We start from the raw sequence: 17,946 nt of genomic DNA, 5'->3' as shown, positions 1-17,946 counted from the left end.
TTGCATGCTGAATAACCGGGCGAGTAAAATCGGAGCCTTTCTGCTGGCTCTTTTTTTCGTGTTAACTTACCTTTTCCCTATCAATGATCGTCTGCTCTGGCATCCGGATGAAACCCGGTATGCGGAAATCAGCCGTGAAATGGTGACACAGGGTGACTGGGTTGTCCCCAAATTACTCGATCTGCGTTATTTTGAAAAACCGGTGGCCGGTTACTGGGTGAATAACATCAGCCAGCTGGTCTTCGGTCATACCAATTTTGCTGTCCGTGCCGGCTCCGTATTCAGTGTCCTTATCAGCACGCTGCTGGTTTACTGGATGACTTTGCTGATGTGGCGCAACCGCCATACCGCGTTTGTTGCGTCGCTGGTCTTTATCTCCATGTTTCTGGTGTTCAGTGTCGGTACATACAGTGTGCTTGACCCGATGTTTGCCATGTGGGTGGTGGCCTCGATGGCCTTCAGCTTCAGGGCACTGAAAGCCGAAAATCTGAAAACCAGGATAACCTCCTGGTGCCTGCTGGGTTTGTCCTGCGGTATGGGATTTATGACCAAAGGCTTTCTCGCACTGGCTATTCCGGTGGTGGCGATGCTGCCGGTCATGCTGTACCAGCGGCGTTTCACTGAATTACTGAAGTTCGGTCCGCTGGCCGTGATCTGTGCTGTACTGATCAGCCTGCCGTGGGCGATAGCGGTACATCAGCAGGAGCCGGATTACTGGCGCTATTTTATTGTGGTGGAGCATTTCCAGCGTTTCTCCGGTGAAGATGCCCAGCACGCCTCGCCGGTCTGGTATTACATTCCGGTGATCCTGCTCGGCTGTCTGCCGTGGCTGGCGCTGCTGCCGGGAGCATTGTCCAAAGGCTGGAAAGAGCGGCGTAATAATCCGCCGATGTTCTTCCTGTTCTGCTGGTTTGTTGCCCCGTTCCTGCTGTTCAGTATTGCCAAAGGCAAACTGCCGACATACATGCTGCCGCTGATGGCGCCTCTGGCAGTAATGATCGCCAAATACGGCGTTGACTGTGTCCGCAAACACCGGATGCGGGCGTTACAGGCGAACGGTATTCTGAATCTGGCTTTTGGTGCTGTCGCTGTCGCCGGACTGATCGTGGCCAGTTATCTGGTCAAAAAACCGATTTATCAGCCGGATGAATGGTCCAAAGTGGTGCTGGGTATTGTCGCCTTTACTATCTGGGGCATCATCGGCTATCTCTGTTATCTGCTGAAAGCAAAACACTGGCTGTGGGCAGCTTCCTGCTCGCTGGTGGTCAGTTTGATCTTCGGCAGCGCAGTGCCGGATCGCTCAGTGGATTCAAAACTGCCGCAGCTCTTTATCCGCCAGAATATGGCCGATCTGGAAAAGAGCCCGTTTATTGTCAGTAACAGCGTCGGTATCGGCGCCGGGCTGGCGTGGGAACTGAAACGCGGAGACATTTACCTGCTGAATAATTCCGGTGAGCTGACTTACGGTCTGAAATATCCGGACAGTGAATACCGCCTTCTGAAGGATGCAAATTTCGCAGAATGGCTGGCGGAAACCCGTAAAAAGGGGCAGGTCGCACTGCTGGTAACAGATAAAAATGATACCTACGATGCCAAACTGCCGCCGGCAGACAAGCGCACCGAAAACAGCCGGATGACGCTCTATATCTACGATAAACAGCCATAAGGTGTGATAGTGTTCGGGCAAATCGTCTTACTGATTATTGTGAGTTTTCTCACCTGCGGCGGCCAGATCTGCCAAAAACAGGCAGTGGATGTCTGGCAGGCCGCGCAGGAAAATGCGAAGCGCAAGGGGCTGTACTGGCTGGCATTGGCGGTATTTCTGCTTGGCCTGGGGATGCTGCTGTGGCTGAAATTATTGCAGGTGATGCCGCTGAATATTGCTTATCCTATGCTGAGTATCAATTTTGTGGTGGTTACGCTGGTGGCTCAGTTTTTGTATGGTGAGCGGGTGACCTGTAAACACTGGTGCGGTGTGGCTGCGATTGTCACCGGCGTGATTCTGATGGGAGCCGGACACTGATGCGCGGATATCTCTGGGTACTCGGCAGTGTACTGTTTGTTACCGCAGCACAATTGCTGCTGAAACTGGGTGTGACGCAGTTACCGGATATTGCGCTGAGTTCACAGTGGCTGGATATCAGCCTTCTGTTATCGCAATGGCAGCCGTTTGCTATCGTGTTCGCCGGATTGGCCGGGTATGTCATGTCGATGGTGTGCTGGCTGCTTGCACTGCGGGATTTGCCGCTCAATAAAGCCTATCCGCTTATCAGCCTGAGTTATGTGTTTGTCTATCTGCTGGCGGCATTCCTGCCCTGGTTTAATGAAGGTGTCTCGCTGATCAAAAGTATCGGTATTATTTTTATTCTGTTTGGTGTGCGTCTGATCCACAGTAAAGAAAAACCCGCCGTATAATCATAATACGGCTTAGTGTTTTATTAAGCCGTCATTAAACGGTTAAGCCTGTATTAATCCCTCCGTTTTTTCTTTGTTGTATAAACAAAATATCCTGTTACACCGTGAATTATTTTCCCGTACCCGGGTCTTAATGGAGGTAACAGAGATGATTACCTTATTGTTATCAGATCGTATCTTTGTCCGGAGGTGGTATTGGACATTACCAGCCGTAAGTCCGTGTTTAATGTGGCGTATCCGTCAGCTGCAATGTGGACTGTATTATTCCTGCTGTTTATTGCGGTAACCTATTTTTTACCTCTGGAATTCCGGGCACTATGGCAGCCCGATGAAACCCGCTATGCTGAAATCAGCCGGGAAATGCTGGCTGATGGTAACTGGGTTGTACCTCACCTGCTGGATATCCGCTATTTTGAAAAGCCGGTGGCGGGTTACTGGGTGAATAATATCAGTCAGATGCTGTTCGGGCATACTCAGTTCGCTGTCCGTTTTGGTGTTCTTTTCTCAACCATGGTCAGTACATTGCTGGTTTACCGGCTGGCAATGAAAATGTGGGATGAAAAGGTGATTGCCCGCACTGCTGCGTTCCTGTACGCCAGTATGTTACTGGTACTGGCGCTCGGCACATACAGCACGCTGGACCCGATTCTGACGATGTGGATCACACTGGTGATTTATCTCAGTTACGGGCTGACAACAGCGCAGACGCGCGGTGCGTTGCTGGGGTACTGGGTTGCCTTCGGGCTGGCCTGTGGTATGGCGCTGATGACAAAAGGTTTTCTGGCTCTGGTATTACCGGTTATTGCGCTGATCCCGGTACATATTTTCTACCGCCGTTTAAAAATAATGCTCTGTTATTGCTGGGCGGGAATTGCGGCGGCCGGGCTTATCACACTGCCGTGGGCAATTGCGGTGTATCATGCCGAGCCGGATTTCTGGCGTTATTTTGTGGTGGTTGAGCATTTACAGCGTTTTATGAGTAAAGAGGCGCAAAACCTCTCCCCGTTCTGGTTTTTCATCCCGATTTTGTTTGCCGGTGTATTACCCTGGAGCGGTTTTTTATTCGGGGCATTAAAACAGGGCTGGCAGCAGCGCCGGGAAAATAAACCGCTGTTTTTCCTGCTGTGCTGGACCGTATTGCCATTCTTATTTTTCAGTATCGCCAAAGGGAAATTACTGACCTATATTCTGCCGGTCATTGCGCCGCTGACTATTCTGATGGCGGCTTATATTCATACATTGATAAAGAAACAGGCTGTTACAGCATTTAAACTGAATGCGGTGATTAATATCATTTTCGGCTGTTGCGCGGTCATTGCGCTGCTGGTGATCAATAATCTGGAAAATACCCTGGTTTATTCTGCCGCTGAACGGGGTAAATTTACCGGCGCTATTGCGATTTTTCTGTTCTGGATTGCGGTTTCGGTGGTTACTCTGATAAAAGGCTGCCGCTACTGGCTGCTGGCGGCATTTTGTACTGTTGCTATCAGCCTGTCGGTCAGTTCGCTGTTACCGGGCCGGACTGAACGGGCGAATTTACCGCAGATTTTTATTCAGAATAATATCGCACTGCTGAAGGATGCCCGTTATATCCTGGTCAACAGTGTCGGGATCGGGACATCAGCGGCCTGGGAATTACAGCGCAGTGATATTTATATGTTTGATCGTCCGGGAGAGCTGAAATACGGGCTGAGTGATTTATATCCGGATACCAAATCAAAGTTTATCAGCCATGAGAATTTTGAATCCTGGCTGGAAAATGCCCGTAAAACCGGTAATGTCGCGCTGATCCTGCGTGACCGTCACGGGGTGGATGAAAATGATGTTTCTCCGGCGGATGAATTTATCACTGACGATAATCTGACATTACTTTATTACCGGAAAATGCCGTAATACCCTGTAAAATACGTCAAATATTGACTTTCACCCGCAGATATTAATACAGTAATGCGGGTTGAAGGTCAGCTGTACCGGGGATAATACAATGAAAATGATATTCCGCTCTCTGCTTTTTATTTGTGTATTAGCCGTTGTCGGCTGTTCATCGACACCGCGTAAATATCATGCACCTCCGATCAAAACGGAATTATCAGATCCGATTATGGTTATCGCCCAATTGCGGGAACAATTATCGCAATGGTACGGTACGCCTTATCATTATGGCGGAATGGATATAAACGGCATCGATTGTTCCGGTTTTGTCTACCGGACTTTTAACGACCGCTTTGCGATTTCACTCCCGCGCACCACCAAAGCCCAGACAACATACGGTACCCGGATTGATGCTGAAGATTTACAACCCGGCGACCTGGTATTTTTTAAAACCGGCGGTGGTGAAAACGGGTTACATGTCGGTATTTATGATTCTGACCGCGCCTTTATTCACGCCTCTACCAGTAAGGGCGTGATGCGTTCCAGCCTTGATAACGTTTACTGGAAAAAAGTCTTCTGGCAGGCGCGCAGGCTTTAAAATTACCCGGATAAGTATGCTATCTTAACGGCAGCCTATTTTTTCCGGGGAACACTATGTCGTCACTTCGTCTTTTTATTTCTGATTCCTGCGATCCGTGGTTCAACCTTGCCGTTGAAGAGTGTATTTTCCGTCAGATGCCCGCTGACCAGCGCGTGTTATTTTTATGGCGTAATAATGACACTGTCGTTATCGGACTGGCACAAAACCCGTGGAAGGAATGCAATACCCGCAAAATGGAATCCGATCATATTAAATTAGCCCGGCGCAGCAGCGGTGGCGGGGCGGTATTCCAAGATATGGGAAATACAAATTTCACCTTTATGGCCGGGAAGCCGGAATATGATAAAACGGTTTCGACCAATATTATTCTTGACGGGTTATCCCGGCTCGGGATTTCGGTGTCGGCATCCGGCCGTAATGATCTGGTGGTCAACAGTGAAGACGGTGAGCGGAAAATTTCCGGTTCGGCGTATCGTGAAACCAAAGATCGCGGTTTCCACCACGGCACTGTGTTAATTAATGCTGACCTGAGCCGCCTGGCGGATTACCTCAACCCGGACCCGAAAAAACTGCAGGCCAAAGGGATCACTTCTGTCCGTTCACGGGTCACTAATCTGGCGGAAATTGTGCCGGGAATTGACCATGAGCAGGTCTGCGAATCGATTAAAGCCGCATTCTTTGATTATTACGGCGAGACGGTACAGGAAGAACGGATTTCGCCGGATTCACTTCCCGATTTACCCGGATTTGCAGAGACATTTGCCAGACAAAGCAGCTGGGACTGGAATTTTGGTAATGCACCGGCTTTCAGTCATCTGCTGGATACCCGCTTTAAGTGGGGGGGGGATTGAGCTGCATTTCGATGTGGAACGGGGCATTATCAGCCGGGCACAGATTTTTACTGATAGTCTCGACCCGGCACCGCTGGAACAACTGGCACAGTTGCTGACAGGTCAGCAATACAGTGCTGCTGCGGTGAAGGCCGTCTTCTCCGGCCTGATTGCCGGTTATCCGGATATGCACAGCGAACTGGTGCAGTTGCGGGATTGGCTGGTAACAGAACTTAAATAAAAAAATATCCCCGTCCGGCGTTTGTGGCAGACGGGGATACTTTTCAGATTCTTAGTGTGAACCACATTCCATAAAACAGCGGGGTTCCGGCAGCTGGCCGTGGTCACGGAATTTTGCCGGTGTGGTGTTGAAATGTTTTTTAAAGATACGGGTAAATGTTGCCTGTGAGCTGAAACCATACTGTAACGCGATGTCCAGAATAGACATATCGTTATCGCGCAGAGACTTCGCAGCTTCCAGCAGACGGCGCTTACGGACATACTCACCTAATGTGCATCCCTTAATATCTTTGAAAATACGCTGGAGATGCCATTTTGAATAACCGCTCTTATCCGCAATCGTATCAATCTTGATCCCTTCATTGCGCTGTAACTGGGTTTCCAGCCATTTGATAATATCGTTAACTACACTTTCTGACATGTTCACCTCCCAATATCGGGCTTACAATCTATAAATTCTAATAATCACATATGTTATTAACCGTATTTTATGAATTTTCCAAGAATTGTGTAGGCAAATCGTGCCTTTCATGATTGAGAATCATTATCAGACCAATAGATGAAACCTATTGTTTTATCGCCAGCAGATAGCACCATATGTCACCAATTCTGAATTCATAATCGATAGAATCTGCCGATTACAAATATAATTCAGGATACTTATGTCACAGCAATTTCGGTTTCTTTTCGGGGCAATGGGACGTTTTTTTATGCTGGCGCTGATCATGGCTGCCAGTACCAGTTTGTTGTTTATCGATATTCTGGTTCTTAAGAATGATTTGGGTGAAAACTCGGTGACCGAAATTGTCGCCGAGGTGATGTTGCTGGCAGTGATTGTACTGTTTTTCCGCAAAGGGTTGCGGGAGCCGGAGGACAGAGCGGGATTTTTCCTGATTGCCGGTTTTTTTGCCAGCATGCTGATCAGGGAATTGGATCAGATTTTTGATTATATTTCTCACGGAGCGTGGTTCTGGTTTGCCGTTCCGGTCTCACTGGCTGCGATCCTTTATGCATTCCTGCATCCGCGGACTGCAATCAACGGATTGTACCGTTTTGTCTCTCATCCGTCGTACGGCATGATGGTTACAGGTCTGCTGGTGGTACTGGTATTTTCCCGTCTGTTTGGTATGGGAATTTTATGGCGCGGTATGATGGGCGATGATTTTAACCGGCTGGTAAAAAATCTGGCTGAAGAAGGCTGTGAGTTGCTCGGATATACGTTATGCCTGCTTTCAGCAATCACTTTTTGCCGCAAACAACGTGTTACGGCAAAAAGCGAAGAGCATTAAGGCGCAAGTAGCACGGCGTTATTGCCGGTCAGCGGATGGCGGAGCGTTATCAGATTTACCTGATAGGTCTCCGTCAGTACGGATTGTTGCAATACGTCGGAGGGTGTTCCCCGGCTGATAACGCGTCCGTTATCCAGCATTATGATGTGATCCGCATATAAAGAGGCGAGATTCAGGTCATGCAGAATACAGCAGACGGCCAGAGAGGTTGTGCTTGCCCGTTTTTTCAGCATTCGCATCAGGCGCTGCTGGTGGTGAAGATCCAGAGCGGAGGTCGGTTCATCCAGCAATAACAGGCGGGGGATCGGTAAACTGGGATTCAGTTGCATCAGCGCCCTTGCCAGATGAACCCGCTGTTGCTCACCACCGGAAAGCTGATACCAGCGCTTCTCCAGCAATGATTCACAGGCTGTCAGGTGTATCACCTCATCAATGGTTTCCCGGCGGGTAAACGGACTGCATAAATCCCCGAGTGCGATAATATCCCTGACCAGGAAAGGGGCTGAGATAACACTTTGTTGTGTCATTACCGCTCTGATCTGTGCCAGCGCTTCAGAAGACCATGAGGATATGGGTTTTCCGCGCAGCAGAATCTGTCCGCTGTCACAGGGATAATAGCCGCTGAGTAAGCGAAGAAGTGTTGATTTCCCCGCGCCATTCGGGCCGCTGATAGCCGTGACCGTTCCGCAGTGCAATGTCAGGGATATATCACTGATCACCGGTTGTCCGCCGCGGGAGAAACAGATATTTTCTGCATCCAGAACGGGTGGCAGGGTATTCGGGGTTATAGGTGACATATCATTCCTTCACAGAGAAAACCAGCCAGAGAAAATAAGGTGCACCGAGTAATCCGGTCAGAAGCCCGACCGGAATTTCCGCCGGTACAGCCAGTGTGCGGGCGAGCGTATCAGAGAGCAATAACAGCAGTGCACCGCCCAGAGCGGATGTTACCAGCAGAAGACGATGATGCCAGCCGAAAATCATACGCATCAGGTGAGGGATCACCAGGCCGATAAAACCGATAATCCCGCACAGCGCGACAGCAATACCGGTGAGCAGTGCACTGACCAGCAGTACATATTGTTGTATCCGGCGGACATTGACCCCGGCATAATGTGCTTCTTCTTCTCCCAGTTGGATCATATCCAGCGGACGTGACAGCAGGAACGCGGCACAAAAAACCGGAAGAGCCAGTCCGATTGCGGGCAGTAACAGCACCCAGCTGATATGCCCGGTGTTACCCATCATCCAGAGTGAAAACTGGCGTAATTCTTTATCATCACTCAGATAATTGAGTACACCGACAAAGGACATGCTGATGGCATTGACGGCAATACCGCACAGCAGCAGGCGCAGTAGTGGCTGACGGCGGCGGTTAAGCAGAAAAATCAGGCCGCTGACGCAAAGCGCGCCGCTGAATGCGGTAAAAATATGCAGGTATAGTGCGACCGGACCGCTCAGATAAGGTGCGATAAAGACAATCCCCAGCGCCACCGCAACGGCAGCACCGCTGCTGATCCCGAGTAAGCCGGGGTCTGCCAGCGGATTACGGAACAGCCCCTGCAATAATACCCCTGCTGTTGCCAGAGCCATGCCCGCCAGAACTGCCAGCACAATCCGCGGCAGACGGACCGTTAACCAGATTTGCCAGAGCTGCTGCGTGATTTCCCCGCGCAGGTATGCACTGACGGAAACCGGTAATCCGCCGGTGTTCATGGCGGTAAATATCATCACCATCAGCATAAAACAGAGGCACAGGTGGCGCAGGTGAAAACCGGGTTGATTACTCATAATACAGCGGCTGCCTCCATCGCTTTACGTAACTGGTACAGCGTTTCCGGGGTCTGTAATCCGAAGCCGAGAAACCCCATATCATCAGCCACAAGCACCCGCTGATGTTCTCCCGCAGGTGTCTGAGCCAGTCCCGGTAACTGCCACAGCATATCGGTGCTGCCGATGGAGGCCAGGCCGCTGCGGGTGATCACGACTAAGTCAGGTCGGGCGGCAATCATGCCTTCTGCGGAAAGCGGGCGGTAACGCCGGAAAGAGGCTGCGGCATTTTGCCCGCCTGCGCTGCGGATAAGCATGTCAGCGGCGGTATCTGTACCGGCTGCCAGTGGTGAGGTACCGGTGTGGCTGAGCAGAAACAGAACATTAACCGCCAGCGGTGTTTGTGGTACGGCATCCAGCTTACGGTTAATTTCATCAGTCAGTGCGGCTGCCGCGGATTGTAAAGCCAGCGCCTCTGCGATCTGCCTGACCTTTACGGCTATGGACGGAAGCCCGGCGGCTGCGCTCACGGTAATAACAGGAATACCCGCGGCACTGACCTGAGATAATACAGCAGAGGGATATGCCAGTTCACTGGCGAGGATCATAGCGGGCTGAAGTGACAGTAATCCCTCCGCATTCAGCAGCCGCAAATAGCCGACATCCGGTAATTGCTGAACTGCCGGAGGATGTTCGCTGGTGGTATCGCGGGCAATCACCCGGTCACCTGCACCGAGTGCAAAGACAATCTCTGTCACGTCACCGCCGAGAGTGATAATGCCGCCCTGTGCACTGAGCGCAGAGGGACAAAGGCAGAATAACAGGATCAGTACATATTTTTTCATGCGGCTGCCTCACCGCTGCTGTCTGTCAGCAACGCGTTAACCTGAGTGAGCCAGACGGTTTGTTCCGGCCGGCCTTCAGTGCGTTGTCCGAACAATTGCGCGATAGCCTGACCGTTTTTGTCAAATAATTCCAGACTGGTAACAACACCGTCTTTGGTGGGTTTACGGGTTATCCAGGATTCCGTAATGGCGGATTCGATCAGATGGAGGGTGAACGACGGATTGAAGATATTGATCCAGTGCTGTCCGTCGCGGGGGCTGATATACGGCTCCGACCGTGCAACGGCACCTGTAAAAATCTGCACACATCCGCGGTTGGCGACAAAGATCATAATATCATTCTGCTTTTCGGTGCACTGTGCCAGCAGTCGTGATAACGCACTGTTATCCACCCGCTGTGCCAGTGTGTTATCTACACAGCGAAATGCTTGTAAGCGGCTGATATTAAACTTTTTAAGCAGGACAAAAAACTGATGAACATCGGTCATTTTCTGCCAGTGGCGGGTAAATTCGGCCTGCTGTTCCGGTGTCAGTGATGCCTGCGCGGGAATGACAGCCGGTTCCGGGATAACCGGCGGGTTATCATATGCGGCAAACTGTGCTGTCAGGTAGTGCCAGACGCCCATATCTGTATTGCCGGTAGTATAAATCTTGTGGACAGCATCACCGTGGCGATCAAAAAACTGGAGACTGTGCCGCAGGCCGCGCGGAGTATTTTCCGCAAATGCAAATACTGTCTGCCACTGCGACAGGAAGAAGCGTAAATCCAGCCCGTACGGGTTCAGCAGCAGGCAGGCGTGTTCCCCGAATTCCGCATTATCATAGGTACCGGAATGTTCATGAACAGCATGATCATTACGGGTGATACCTCTGAGTTCCCCTGCGGTGGCCAGTACACGAAAAATAGCAGGGATATCCGGTGTAAGACGGCAGGCATCATAACCGGCCCGGCAGTGTGCCAGTTCCGCCTCGGATATTGCCATGGCTGCAGCAATATCACGGGCATGAATAAGATGTCCCTGTTCTTTCAGGGCGAGATAGCGGGAAAGTGTTTCATTGTGCATGGCAGATCCTTACTTTTTTGTGATCGGCGCCGGACCGGCGCAGACCGGATAATCAATGTCAAAAAGTAAGCTGGCTGCCTTAAGGATGCAGGTGGCTGGCCTGTATGTTATTTGGTCAGAATGAGTTTTCCGTTTTTTGTGCGGCGCAGATGATATTCCTCATTCTGATGACGGATGATAATGCGCTGTTGCGGTCCCAGGAGTGCCTCACTGCTGATAACCGTGATTTTATCTGTTGCTGTGTTGTTATACCCGGCAAGTGAGGGTAAGGGAAAATGTTTATTATTTTCAGTCATATGATTCTATTTGATATCAATTATCATTCGCGAATTATTATCAGCAGGTGGCGGAACCTGTTCAAGTGATTTTTATCCGGCAGAGGAATTTACACAGAAAAAGTGAGCTGTATCTCAACTATATGGGGCAGGAATGATAATTTCAGGTGATGAATAAAACAGGATGCGGAAGCATCCTGTCAGGCCGTTGACAAACCCGCAGGGATTGGCGACGACCGGCAGAGGTTGTAAAAATAAACCAGGAAAATCAATTTATTGATTTTCGGCTGATAACACAACGCAGGAAAAACCACGTTTTATCCTGCGTTGTCAGCAATCTCACAGGATGCGGGAGCATCCTGTTTTACAATAAAAGAAGCGGATTAACAGAAGCGGGCATCTGCCGCATCAGCCAGAATATCCAGCATGGTGACGGTGTCAGACCAGCTCAGGCACGGATCAGTAATCGACTGTCCGTAAACCGGTGCTTTATGGTTTACCAGTTTCTGAGTGCCTTCCTGGATAAAGCTTTCGGCCATCACACCGGCGATAGCCCGGGAGCCGTCTTTAATCTGCTGTGCGACATCACGGGCAACATCCAGCTGACGGCGATGGATTTTCTGACAATTGCCGTGGCTGAAATCAATGATCAGATGTTCCGGCAGATCAAACTGGCGCAACTGGTCACAGGCATGTGCAATATCACCGGCAGAATAGTTCGGTGTTTTGCCGCCGCGCATAATAATATGCCCGAACGGGTTACCTCTGGTCTGGTAAATCGTCATTTGTCCGTCTTTATCCGGGGACAGGAACATATGACCGGCCTGTGCGGCACGAATGGCATCAATGGCAATTTTGATATTGCCGTCTGTCCCGTTTTTGAAGCCGACCGGGCAGGAGAGCGCCGAGGCCATTTCGCGGTGGATCTGGCTTTCCGTGGTACGGGCGCCGATAGCCCCCCAGCTGATCAGATCCGCAATATACTGCCCGGTGACCATATCGAGAAACTCAGTGGCTGTCGGGACATTCAGTGCGTTAACGTCGATCAGCAGTTTCCGTGCCAGGCGGATACCTTCATTAACCTGGCAGGAATTATCCAGACGCGGGTCTGAAATCAGGCCTTTCCAGCCGACAACCGTACGCGGTTTTTCAAAATAGGTACGCATTACGATTTCAAGGCGTGAACTGTATGCAGGCAGCAGTTCGCTCAGACGCTGCGCGTAATCCAGCGCGGCGATTGGATCATGCACGGAGCAGGGGCCGACAATCACCAGCAGACGCGGGTCATCGCCGGTTAAAATGCGTTCAATTCGGTTGCGTGACGTTGTCACATTTTTGTTTATTGCTTCTGTGGCCGGAAACTCACCGGCCAGCGCAGACGGGGTAATCAGTTTGTCTATTGCCCGCGTGCGCAGTTCATCCGTTTTTTCCATAGATTAATGCTGTCTCTGAATTTGTTCAGTTGCTGTGTGAAACCACAGTGATACCGATCACAATAAACGAAAACGTGATGATTACAAGATGCAATTGCAGAAAGCGGATCACCGGGTGAGATGATCCACTTAACCGTTTCCGCCTGTCAGAACATGCGGCGGTTTAATCCGAGAGAATCGATGATTTTTGTTGATATCTCTTCGACAGAATAGTTAGTGGTATTGAGGTAACTGATTTTGTGTTTGCGGTAGAGTGCTTCGACCTCTGCCAGTTCCATCCGGCACTGACGGATTGAGGCGTAGCGGCTGTTCTCCCGGCGTTCTTCCCGGATAGCGGCCAGGCGCTCGGGATCAATGGTCAGACCGAATAACTTTTTATTATACGGTTTGAGGGCTGCGGGCAGCTGAAGATTATCCATATCATCCGCCGTAAACGGATAGTTGGCGGCCTGGATACCGAACTGCATCGCCAGATACAGACTGGTCGGGGTTTTACCGCAGCGGGAAACGCCGAGCAGAATCACCTGAGCCTGATCCATATTGCGCAGGGAAACGCCGTCATCATGCGCCAGTGCGAAATCAATCGCGGCGATACGGGCATCATACTGGCTCAGATTACGCTTGGATAAACCGTGGGTCCGGTTGAATATCGGCTGCGGCTCCATCTGAATCTCTTTCTGAATCGGGGCGACCAGAGTCTGCACAATATCCTGGCAGCAACCCTGACTGCCGGTGATAGCCTCACGCACGTCCTGACAGATAATGGAGTAGAACACCAGCGGACGTAACCCGGTGGTTTCAAAAATGGTATCGATTTTTTGTCTGATTTCCAGCGCACGCTCCACGGTTGCCACAAAAGGCAGGGTGTAAGCGATAATATCAATAGGGAACTGTGACAATACGGCATGACCTAATACTTCCGCCGTAATTGCCGTACCGTCAGAAATAAAGAAGACACTCCGTGTTTCTTTATTCTGTGTATCAGAAGATGAGCCGGTTGTGATAGACATGTTATTTATTTTCCTATGTTTTTTGCTGAATCGATAATCCGGAGCAACGGCACAAATAAATTAAAACATGATTATAAAGGATAAAAAAATATTGTAATCGGGTTGATCGATTCACCTGTCTATATTCTTACAAACATTGTGATAATCTGTTTCTGATGCTCAGCAGAGCCCGTATTTCCGATTTTACCTTCTTTTGAATGTTAAAAGGATTGCTTGCAATGTCCAACAATGGTCAAACCCCGTGTAATGTACTTTGGTATAACCAATTAGGTATGAATGACGTACCCCGTGTCGGTGGTAAAAATGCGTCTTTAGGCGAAATGATAACCAATCTTTCCGGATTAGGCGTGTCTGTTCCCAATGGTTTTGCCACCACGGCACAGGCCTTCAATGACTTTCTTGAGCAAAGTGGCGTCAACCAGCGCATTTATGAGCTGCTGGATAAAACGGATATTGACGATGTCAACCAGCTGGCGAAAGCAGGTGCGCAGATCCGCGCATGGGTAATCGATACCCCGTTCTCCGCTGAATTTGAACAGGATATCCGCCTAGCGTATGAACAGCTGTCCGAAGGTGAGAAAGGCGCATCTTTTGCTGTGCGTTCTTCCGCAACGGCTGAAGATATGCCGGATGCCTCCTTCGCGGGACAGCAGGAAACCTTCTTAAACGTGCAGGGCATTGATGCGATCATGGTCGCTATCAAGCACGTATTTGCTTCATTATTTAATGACCGCGCGATTTCTTATCGTGTGCATCAGGGTTATGACCACCGCGGCGTTGCACTGTCTGCCGGTATTCAGCGCATGGTACGTTCTGACCTCGCATCGTCAGGTGTGATGTTCACCATCGATACCGAATCCGGTTTTGACCAGGTTGTCTTTATCACATCCGCTTACGGGCTGGGTGAAATGGTGGTGCAGGGTGCGGTAAACCCGGATGAGTTTTATGTTCACAAACCAACCCTGGAAAAAGGCCGTCCGGCCATTGTCCGCCGTACTATGGGTTCCAAGAAAATCCAGATGGTTTATGCGGATGACACCAGCCACGGCAAACAGGTACGTATTGAAGATGTGGATGCGGAGAAATGCAAACGTTTCTCACTGACCGACAGCGAAGTGGAAGAACTGGCAAAACAGGCCGTGACCATTGAAAAACACTACGGTCGTCCGATGGATATCGAGTGGGCAAAAGACGGTAATAACGGCAAGCTGTATATCGTACAGGCGCGTCCGGAAACTGTCCGTTCCAATCAGCAGGTGATGGAACGTTATCAGCTGAACGGCCAGAGCAATGTGCTGGTCGAAGGTCGTGCAATCGGTCACCGTATCGGTGCCGGTGCGGTAAAAGTTATTCATGATCTGAGCCAGATGGATCGTATTCAGCCGGGTGATGTGTTAGTCACTGATATGACTGACCCGGACTGGGAACCGATCATGAAGAAAGCGGCGGCGATTGTGACTAACCGCGGCGGCCGTACCTGCCACGCTGCAATTATTGCCCGTGAGCTGGGTATTCCGGCAGTTGTCGGCTGTGGTGATGCCACCGAGCTTCTGAAAGAAGGCCAGGAAGTGACGGTCTCCTGTTCTGAAGGGGATACCGGTTATGTGTATGGCGGCAAACTGGATTTTGACATCCACTCTTCCGAAATCGACACAATGCCGGAAGTCGGCACCAAAATCATGATGAACGTCGGTAACCCGGATCGCGCATTTGACTTTGCCTGTCTGCCGCATGAGGGTGTCGGTCTGGCGCGTCTGGAATTTATCATCAACCGTATGATTGGTGTGCACCCGCGTGCACTGCTGGAATTTGATCAGCAGACTCCGGAATTGCAGGCTGAAATCCGCAGCATGATGCAGGGCTATGATGATCCGGTCGAGTTCTACATCGGTCGCCTGGTTGAAGGGATTGCCACGATTGCGGCAGCTTTCTATCCGAAGAAAGTCATTGTTCGTCTGTCTGACTTTAAATCAAACGAATATGCCAACCTGGTCGGCGGGGATATTTACGAGCCGGATGAAGAAAACCCGATGCTGGGCTTCCGTGGTGCCGGCCGTTATGTGCATGATGATTTCCGTGACTGTTTCGCGCTGGAATGTGAAGCGGTGAAGCGTGTGCGTAATGACATGGATCTGACGAATGTCGAAGTGATGATTCCGTTTGTCCGTACGGTGGCACAGGCAGAAGCTGTGGTTAATGAGCTGGCGGTTCATGGTCTGAAACGCGGCGAAAACGGCCTGCGTTTGATTATGATGTGTGAAATTCCGTCCAATGCCCTGCTGGCAGATCAGTTCCTTGAGTATTTCGACGGCTTCTCTATCGGTTCCAACGATATGACTCAGCTGACACTGGGTCTGGATCGTGACTCCGGTGTGGTGTCCACGCTGTTTGATGAGCGTAATGACGCAGTGAAAGCCCTGCTGTCGATGGCTATCAAAGCGGCGAAAGCACGTAATAAATATGTGGGAATCTGTGGTCAGGGACCATCCGACCATCAGGATTTTGCCGCCTGGCTGATGGAGCAGGGGATCGACAGTGTTTCTCTTAATCCGGATACTGTAGTGAAAACCTGGATTTCATTAGCAGAAAATTGTTGATTCAATCATTTTAAATGATTAAAAGCCCGGATTGTTTCGGGCTTTTTTTTATCATTCAATGTTAGAATGTCTGAGCGCATTTAAGGCAAATCAAAACAAAACCAAATGAGCTATCCTGAATTACAGGCAAAAAAAAAGCCTATCATGGGCTGACAGGCAAAGACTACACACAGCAATATTTATATTCGGAAGGTATCATTGTAATGAATAACAATACCTTTTAATTCGTTACTTGATGGCTGATATATTAAAATAATTAAGATATGCCTGCATTAAGAATTGTCTCAATATATATATTTACTGTTTGTTAGATAAGTGAAATATATTCAGAACCTCTGTCTGCAGGCGGAATAAGTCGGGTGACGACATACTGAAGTATATTAATATTTCAAATTATTAATGTTATTTATGAAGAGTAATTGAATAATTAATTAAATATATCAAAGGTGCATTTCTGCACCTTTGATTAAAAACTTATTCTTTTTCCGAGAGTTGTTCTTCCATATAAGCGCGAACCTCAGTCAAATCGTCCGACGGCTTAGGTACATCATTCATCCATGCTTTCAACAGGGTATAGGAAACCGCCAGTACGACAGGGCCGATAAAGAGCCCGATCATGCCGAGTGATAACATCCCCCCGATAACCCCGGTCAGAATCAGTATCATCGGTAAATCAGCCCCCATTTTAATGAGATAAGGGCGAAGCACGCCATCCATGGTGGCAACAATGCCCGACCAGACAATCATCACCACCGCCCAGGTGGTATCACCGGTCCAGAACAGATAAATGACGGACGGGATCATAATCAGCAGCGGGCCGAGCTGCGCCACACAGCAGATAAAGATAAGGACTGTCAGGATGGCGGCAAACGGCACACCGGCCAGCCCCAGCCCCAGTCCGCCGATAATAGCCTGGGTTAATGCGGTTACCACGACGCCCAGTGCGACGGCCCGCACAGACATTGCAGCCAGCAGTACGGCGGCATCACCGCGCATACCGGCCAGACGAAGGGCAAAATGGCGAAAGCCGCGCATAGCCTCTTCTCCCTGAAGGTAGAGCAGGCCGCTGAACAGCAGCATAATCGCCAGGTGGAACAGGAACTTACCTGCACTCAGCAGCTGTGTCAGGAACCAGGCCGCGCCCTGTCCGAGATAGGGCTGGATTTTCGCCATCATGGCATTGCCGCCGCTGGCGACCAGGCTTGTCCAGCTGGCAAACAGTTTCGGCCCGATAACCGGGACGGAATCCAGCCAGTAGAGTTCCGGCAGTGTCAGTTGCCCCGGAGATTTCACCCAGCGCATCAGCGGTTCACTGTTCTCGACAATACTGTTAATCAGCAGTGCCAGCGGAAAAACAAACAGCAGAATAATCAGCATGACCATAACGGATGCCGCTATCCAGCGGCTGTTACGGACACGGCGGCGGATAGCGGTATAAACCGGCCAGGTGGCAATGACTATCATACCTGCCCAGATGAAGCCGGGAAGGAACGGACTTAATACCCAGAAACTAACGGCAATGAGAATGGATATCGCTGCAACGGCGAATATTAGTTTAGGTAAATCATAACCCGGTTGCGATTTTTCCACGGATAAGTTTCCCTTTGTAAATGAATTAACTGGTTGTTCCCGATAAAGGAGCGCAAATATTGCGTTATTTTATTGCAGGCGCAAAATGAATACATTGTGTGTTAAGGTGAATATT

At 50.0% G+C, this 17,946-nt stretch carries 16 protein-coding genes and 1 pseudogene; 8 read left to right on the top strand and 9 right to left on the bottom strand.

Translation table 11 applies throughout. The features are described from left to right. The first annotated feature begins 4 nt into the window (after positions 1 to 4). The 6 genes and pseudogenes from arnT (JC793_RS11085) to lplA all read left to right on the top strand — a co-directional run bounded on the left by arnT (JC793_RS11085) (position 5) and on the right by lplA (position 5,959). Positions 5 to 1,666, top strand: a complete 1,662-nt coding sequence (arnT, locus tag JC793_RS11085) for a lipid IV(A) 4-amino-4-deoxy-L-arabinosyltransferase (protein WP_166708029.1) — start codon at positions 5 to 7, stop codon at positions 1,664 to 1,666. A gap of 6 nt (positions 1,667 to 1,672) precedes the next feature. Further along, complete coding sequence (arnE, locus tag JC793_RS11080; protein ID WP_218428412.1) at positions 1,673 to 2,023, top strand: 4-amino-4-deoxy-L-arabinose-phosphoundecaprenol flippase subunit ArnE; 351 nt, start codon at positions 1,673 to 1,675, stop codon at positions 2,021 to 2,023. Beyond that, positions 2,020 to 2,415 (top strand): 4-amino-4-deoxy-L-arabinose-phosphoundecaprenol flippase subunit ArnF, encoded by a 396-nt coding sequence (gene arnF, locus JC793_RS11075; protein ID WP_218428410.1) that lies wholly within the window; start codon positions 2,020 to 2,022, stop codon positions 2,413 to 2,415. The genes arnE and arnF overlap by 4 nt, the downstream gene beginning before the upstream one ends. Positions 2,416 to 2,610: 195 nt before the next feature. Next, positions 2,611 to 4,308, top strand: coding sequence for a lipid IV(A) 4-amino-4-deoxy-L-arabinosyltransferase (gene arnT / locus JC793_RS11070; protein WP_218426196.1), 1,698 nt, complete (start codon positions 2,611 to 2,613; stop codon positions 4,306 to 4,308). 91 nt (positions 4,309 to 4,399) lie between these two features. Next, positions 4,400 to 4,885 carry a C40 family peptidase gene (locus JC793_RS11065; protein WP_052926832.1) on the top strand — a complete coding sequence of 162 codons (486 nt, stop codon included), beginning with the start codon at positions 4,400 to 4,402 and terminating at the stop codon, positions 4,883 to 4,885. Between the two features lie 56 nt (positions 4,886 to 4,941). After that, a pseudogene (gene lplA / locus JC793_RS11060) lies at positions 4,942 to 5,959 on the top strand (lipoate--protein ligase). A 51-nt stretch (positions 5,960 to 6,010) separates the two neighbouring features. Here lplA and JC793_RS11055 read toward each other — a convergent pair. Further along, the gene (locus JC793_RS11055; RefSeq protein WP_004235398.1) at positions 6,011 to 6,379 is read right to left on the bottom strand and encodes a helix-turn-helix domain-containing protein; all 369 of its coding nucleotides are present in this window, start codon (positions 6,377 to 6,379) and stop codon (positions 6,011 to 6,013) included. Between the two features lie 241 nt (positions 6,380 to 6,620). Here JC793_RS11055 and JC793_RS11050 point away from each other — a divergent pair, with 241 nt between their 5' ends. Then, a complete protein-coding gene (locus JC793_RS11050; RefSeq protein WP_243846823.1) occupies positions 6,621 to 7,247 on the top strand; it encodes a hypothetical protein in 627 nt (208 codons plus the stop codon). On the opposite strand, the gene JC793_RS11045 is transcribed toward JC793_RS11050, so the two are convergent. The 7 genes from JC793_RS11045 to ppsR all read right to left on the bottom strand — a co-directional run bounded on the left by JC793_RS11045 (position 7,244) and on the right by ppsR (position 13,644). Then, complete coding sequence (locus JC793_RS11045) at positions 7,244 to 8,044, bottom strand: heme ABC transporter ATP-binding protein (RefSeq protein ID WP_218426195.1); 801 nt, start codon at positions 8,042 to 8,044, stop codon at positions 7,244 to 7,246. The two genes, JC793_RS11050 and JC793_RS11045, sit on opposite strands and share 4 nt — an antisense overlap. Before the next feature lies 1 nt (position 8,045). Then, the gene (locus JC793_RS11040) at positions 8,046 to 9,038 is read right to left on the bottom strand and encodes a FecCD family ABC transporter permease (protein ID WP_112550736.1); all 993 of its coding nucleotides are present in this window, start codon (positions 9,036 to 9,038) and stop codon (positions 8,046 to 8,048) included. Continuing rightward, the gene (locus JC793_RS11035) at positions 9,035 to 9,862 is read right to left on the bottom strand and encodes a heme/hemin ABC transporter substrate-binding protein (protein ID WP_218426194.1); all 828 of its coding nucleotides are present in this window, start codon (positions 9,860 to 9,862) and stop codon (positions 9,035 to 9,037) included. Before JC793_RS11035 ends, JC793_RS11040 begins: the two co-directional genes overlap by 4 nt. After that, the gene (locus tag JC793_RS11030; RefSeq protein ID WP_182106895.1) at positions 9,859 to 10,926 is read right to left on the bottom strand and encodes a hemin-degrading factor; all 1,068 of its coding nucleotides are present in this window, start codon (positions 10,924 to 10,926) and stop codon (positions 9,859 to 9,861) included. Before JC793_RS11030 ends, JC793_RS11035 begins: the two co-directional genes overlap by 4 nt. Before the next feature lie 107 nt (positions 10,927 to 11,033). Next, positions 11,034 to 11,222: a hemin uptake protein HemP gene (gene hemP, locus JC793_RS11025; protein ID WP_046893622.1), complete on the bottom strand. Its 189-nt coding sequence runs from the start codon at positions 11,220 to 11,222 to the stop codon at positions 11,034 to 11,036. Between the two features lie 362 nt (positions 11,223 to 11,584). After that, positions 11,585 to 12,634 carry a 3-deoxy-7-phosphoheptulonate synthase gene (locus tag JC793_RS11020; RefSeq protein ID WP_046893553.1) on the bottom strand — a complete coding sequence of 350 codons (1,050 nt, stop codon included), beginning with the start codon at positions 12,632 to 12,634 and terminating at the stop codon, positions 11,585 to 11,587. Positions 12,635 to 12,780: 146 nt separating this feature from the next. Continuing rightward, complete coding sequence (ppsR, locus tag JC793_RS11015; RefSeq protein ID WP_046893552.1) at positions 12,781 to 13,644, bottom strand: posphoenolpyruvate synthetase regulatory kinase/phosphorylase PpsR; 864 nt, start codon at positions 13,642 to 13,644, stop codon at positions 12,781 to 12,783. Positions 13,645 to 13,862: 218 nt separating this feature from the next. Here ppsR and ppsA point away from each other — a divergent pair, with 218 nt between their 5' ends. Then, complete coding sequence (gene ppsA / locus JC793_RS11010; protein WP_046893551.1) at positions 13,863 to 16,241, top strand: phosphoenolpyruvate synthase; 2,379 nt, start codon at positions 13,863 to 13,865, stop codon at positions 16,239 to 16,241. A gap of 474 nt (positions 16,242 to 16,715) precedes the next feature. On the opposite strand, the gene ydiK is transcribed toward ppsA, so the two are convergent. After that, positions 16,716 to 17,831 carry an AI-2E family transporter YdiK gene (ydiK, locus tag JC793_RS11005; protein WP_052927527.1) on the bottom strand — a complete coding sequence of 372 codons (1,116 nt, stop codon included), beginning with the start codon at positions 17,829 to 17,831 and terminating at the stop codon, positions 16,716 to 16,718. Positions 17,832 to 17,946 lie beyond the last annotated feature (115 nt).

The sequence above is a fragment of the Morganella morganii genome (assembly GCF_019242955.1).
Taxonomy (GTDB): Bacteria; Pseudomonadota; Gammaproteobacteria; order Enterobacterales; family Enterobacteriaceae; genus Morganella; species Morganella sibonii.
This window is presented reverse-complemented; position numbering and strand designations above follow the sequence as displayed.